2 protein-coding genes and 2 pseudogenes are annotated in these 4,183 nt (G+C 44.0%); 1 reads left to right on the forward strand and 3 read right to left on the reverse strand.

Annotated features, from left to right (window positions below; genetic code table 11):
* Positions 1 to 547: 547 nt before the first annotated feature.
* Together H6G00_RS21075 and H6G00_RS21080 are read right to left on the reverse strand one after the other, a co-directional pair.
* Positions 548 to 1,186 (reverse strand): LysE family translocator, encoded by a 639-nt coding sequence (locus H6G00_RS21075; protein WP_190640992.1) that lies wholly within the window; start codon positions 1,184 to 1,186, stop codon positions 548 to 550.
* Positions 1,187 to 1,760: 574 nt separating this feature from the next.
* A pseudogene (locus H6G00_RS21080) lies at positions 1,761 to 2,474 on the reverse strand (IS6 family transposase).
* Between the two features lie 316 nt (positions 2,475 to 2,790).
* Here H6G00_RS21080 and H6G00_RS21085 point away from each other — a divergent pair.
* Entirely contained in the window at positions 2,791 to 4,053 is a 1,263-nt protein-coding gene (locus tag H6G00_RS21085; protein ID WP_190798249.1) for a Na/Pi symporter, read from the forward strand.
* 16 nt (positions 4,054 to 4,069) lie between these two features.
* Here the strand turns inward: H6G00_RS21085 and H6G00_RS36760 are convergent.
* Positions 4,070 to 4,183, reverse strand: a pseudogene (locus tag H6G00_RS36760) (IS6 family transposase); the annotation flags it as partial.

Here is a 4,183-nt window from a genome sequence, read left to right on the forward strand (position 1 = left end):
CACCGCACATTGAGCAGGATGACTTCGGGCAAAAAGTGCCGCCACTTGAATAGAGAAGCAGTAGACATTGAAGAGGAAGAAGGCAAAGCTGGGCTTACCTACCTTACCATTGACCCATTTTTGCGACACAACCTTACGAGGTTGTAGAAGATTTTCAACCTCAAGTTCAAGCTTGAAGTAATCTGACGAAAGTGTACAGTGACTTTTTATTTGACGTGGAGACACATTAGTGTCGTTGAAAAAGTAAAGCTAAAGCTGGTCTGCTTTTTGGACTCAAGTCAGATTGGCAATGCTGATGAACAGATGCTAGTCCACTGAGCAACTTCTCCCTGTAATCCTGCAACAGGGGAGATGTTGCTCGACGACACAAATTTGTCTCGATGTCATTTAATTTGGCACTGTACAGCAGAATAGACAGGCAAGGCAGATTTTATATTTTACCTCTTGCTCAGACTTAAGTTGACAATACCCATTTAGGGTAAGGTCAGAGAAAATTGAGCCTTCCTACCTTCTCATGTTTGCGACACAACCCGATTTAGCGTAGCTTCTACTTCTGACTTGCCAAGGCAAGATGAATACCAAGCCCAACGAAGACTATTCCAGTAATGCGTTGCCTCCATGCAGCAAACTGAGTATTTTGTATCAGTCTCCGCATAAATGTACAGGTGGCTAAGATCAACAGAAACTCCAATATCACTCCTACTACCGCAAGAATGAAACCCAGTAGAAGAAACTGAAGTGCGACAGACCCCTTGCTTGGATCAATGAACTGAGGTAGAAACGCCAGAAAAAATAGTATCTCTTTAGGGTTTAAAACACTTATCACTAGAGCCGTTGTAAAGATGCGTCTATTTTCAGTCAGCGTTGCCAGGGTTACTCTCGACTCTGATAAACGATCTTCTTGAACAAGGATTGCTTTGACACCAAGATAGACTAAATAGATTGCGCCAAAGTACTTAATTACCGTAAAGGCGATCGCAGATTCTGCGACGATGGTTGACAAGCCAAGAGTCGCTGCTGAAGTGTGTACTAATGTGCCAGCACTCAGTCCAAGGCTGGTCAAAATGCCTGCTTTATGACCGCCAGCAATGCTCTGCGTCACCACAAGGGTTTGTCCGGGACCGGGAGTGGAGATTAAAGCGATGACTGCAGTTAGATAGGTTATGAGTCTAGTGGGGTCAATCATTTCCTTTCCTTAACTCGGTAAATGCTCATATCAATGTTTTTTGAGGCTGTATGGATTAAGCTTTGTACCTGTAGATGAGCAATAAATCAGCGCAATGAGCAAATGGATAACATAAAGCCTCAGGTCTGCTTTAAAGAATGTTTAAAAAGTTGACTGTAGAATGGGCTAACGACAGCGCGACCCTTGCAACCGTTGGTTCCCTGCTTTAATCCAACCTACGTCATCTTCAATTTAATTGCCCTACTTACTTGCAGATATTTGTATGTTAATCAAACAGTACCGATAATGGCTGTGCTAAGTTATTGGAGTTTTCTGCTGACTTAACTGAGTAAAACTGAGTTTGTAATTGTACAAAACTACAGAGTGCTCATATAACAGTCCTAAATTAGTTGTAGGATGAGCGGATTGTAAGAGACACACCCCAACGGGTGAATAAGCCTGCACCATTTGTGGCTGACAGCGCTCCAGTAGTAATGACAACTATTACCTCCCGTTCCGGTGGTTCTGTCGCAAGAATTATGGTTCCGTTGCAAAGACTTTAAAGTGACAAACGAGTTGGTCTCGTTCGTGTTGTTTAAGCAATCACTCCGAAAATTTCATTGATAAACTCTACTTGAGATACGCTGTCCCCTTGGTTAACCTCCTTCGCTTGTCCTTTGTGAATCATCGCCATTGCTTCGATTCCTCTCAATGTTCTTCTCGCTGTATTGAACGACTGAAATCCCATCATTGGTTTTACAATCCGCTTCACGTTGCGGTGGTCTTGCTCAATCATGTTGTTCAAATATTTGCTTTGCCGCAATTCGGTCTCGGCTTTTAACGTTTTATCTTGCTTCAATTCATCCATCGCAACGGGATAGGCAGCATTCTTATCGACGGTGATCACCCGTGGAGTTTGAGTGTGCTTGGCTTTCAACACTTTACGGAAAAATCGTGCCGCTGCTTTCCCGTCTCGCTTCGCACTGGGCATAAAATCCAAGGGATTGCCCTCCGCATCCACTGCTCGCTACAAGTATTTCCACTCTCCTTTGATTTTGATGTACGTTTCATCCATCCGCCAGGAATCATTCGCGGGATTGAGAAAGGGACGAATGCGTTTGTCGAGTTCGGGTGCATAATCCTGCACCCACCGATAAATTGTCGTGTGATCTACTGTCACGCCGTGCTCCGCCATCATCTCCTCTAAATCCCGGTAGCTTAAGGAATAGCGACAATACCAGCGCACATTGGGCAGGATGATATTGGACTGGTATTGTCGCCATTTGAACGGAGCTTTAGGATCAACCACGGAACGTCAATTTTCTCTCAATAGGCTCAAACTCTATCATTTTTTGCAACAGAACCAGCAATCCCCCAACTCCATAATTTTGTTAGTCAAGCAGGATATAAATAACCAAGGATTAAGTATAGATTTAGAAGACATTAAGGTTTGGGAGTAAAAGAAATCTTCTCAAAAAAATGCTTTTACTTGAAACAAATACGTCTTTCAGAAGAGATGCGAATCAAAATATTAAAACTATCTTTGTTCGTAGTAAACACAACTGGATATTGCTCATTTTTAGTTCCACAGTCTGAAGCGGCAAAACTTTTTACGAGGACTAATAATGTTTATTTTAAGGCGGTTGAATTCTAAGCTGCTTGCCTATTTAAGCGTCACGCTATTTACGGTTACGCTGTTTGTTAGTCCGCCTGCATTTATGCGTCAGCTCCCGTTTTTCAACGCATCAACTATAGTTCACGCTAGTGTTCAATCTCTCCCAAGCGATTTTATCTCTGCGGATTTAATCGCTTCTGCACCCTCTGAGCCTCCGTTGACCGAGGAGGGAGAGGAAGAGGAAAAATCAGTTGATTTCTTTAGAATTGCAATGGGAGCGATCGCTGGCTTAGTGCTATTTATCTATGGAGTTACTCGATTAGCGGAAGGGCTGGAGGATGTGGGCGAAGCAAGGATGAAAAACCTACTGAGCAAGTTTACAACAAACCGCTTTGCTGGGGTCACAACTGGAATTGTAGCAACAACTTTTCTAGAGTCTTCATCAGTCACAATTATTCTTGTAATTGCAATGGTGAGTGCGGGAATTCTTACCTTTGTGCAGTCTCTAGGTGTTGTCTTGGGCTCAAACATCGGTACTGCTGTCGGCGCACAAATCATTTCGCTCAATATTGAGCTATACGTTCCTATTTTGATGTTTGCAGGACTGCTGGTGTTTTTCTTAGGCAGGACTGAACGCTGGAAAGCGATCGGCATTGTTTTGCTAGGCTTTGGGCTGATGTTTTATGGACTGGAAGCGATCGATTCTGCAATGGAACCGTTTCGCGAATATGAGCCGTTTCTAAACCTGATGGAGCGATTAGGTGAAAATCCGTTGCTTGGTGCATTAGTGGGGGCAATTTTTACCGTTATTGTTCAATCTTCTTCAGCGACTGTAGCGATTGTTGTCACCCTTGCTGGTTCCAACTTAATCGGGTTGGCCGCTGGGATTGCAATTATGTTGGGCGCAGAAATTGGCACTTGTGCCGATACGCTGGTTGCGACGATTGGACGAGGTAGCTACGCGCTACGAACTGGATTGTTTCACCTGCTGTTTAATCTCGTCAGCGCTACGTTGGGCATCTTGTTTGCATCCCAGCTTGCACAGCTTGCACAGTTGGTTTCGGGTGACGATGTGGGACGGCAGATTGCAAATGCTCAAATGATGTTTAATATTATCGGTGTTGTTGTAATGATAGGTTTTTTGCCAATCGTAGCTCGATTGCTCACAAAGCTAGTTCCTGAAACTCAAGCTGATCGCGAGCGCGCGCAGCGACAAACCGAAAAACATCAAGCTAATACAGAGACATTGCAACCTACCTCTGTTTCTCGCTAATTTGCTTCTACAGAACCTCTCGTACTGTTTCATGCGTGAACTCCAACCCGCGCAGTAGGAAGAATTCGGCAATGTCTCTAAAGCTCAGCTTGTAACGGAACCGACAGAGCAGCACTTGGAACACGATATC

The sequence above is a fragment of the Leptolyngbya sp. FACHB-541 genome, from assembly GCF_014695875.1.
In the GTDB taxonomy this organism is placed as follows: Bacteria; Cyanobacteriota; Cyanobacteriia; order Elainellales; family Elainellaceae; genus JAAUTN01.

What these genes read in the sequence shown, in the direction of transcription:
- H6G00_RS21075 (WP_190640992.1), bottom strand. Translation starts at nt 1,186, where the DNA reads ATGATTGACCCCACTAGACTCATAACCTATCTAACTGCAGTCATCGCT.
- H6G00_RS21085 (WP_190798249.1), top strand. Translation starts at nt 2,791, where the DNA reads ATGTTTATTTTAAGGCGGTTGAATTCTAAGCTGCTTGCCTATTTAAGC.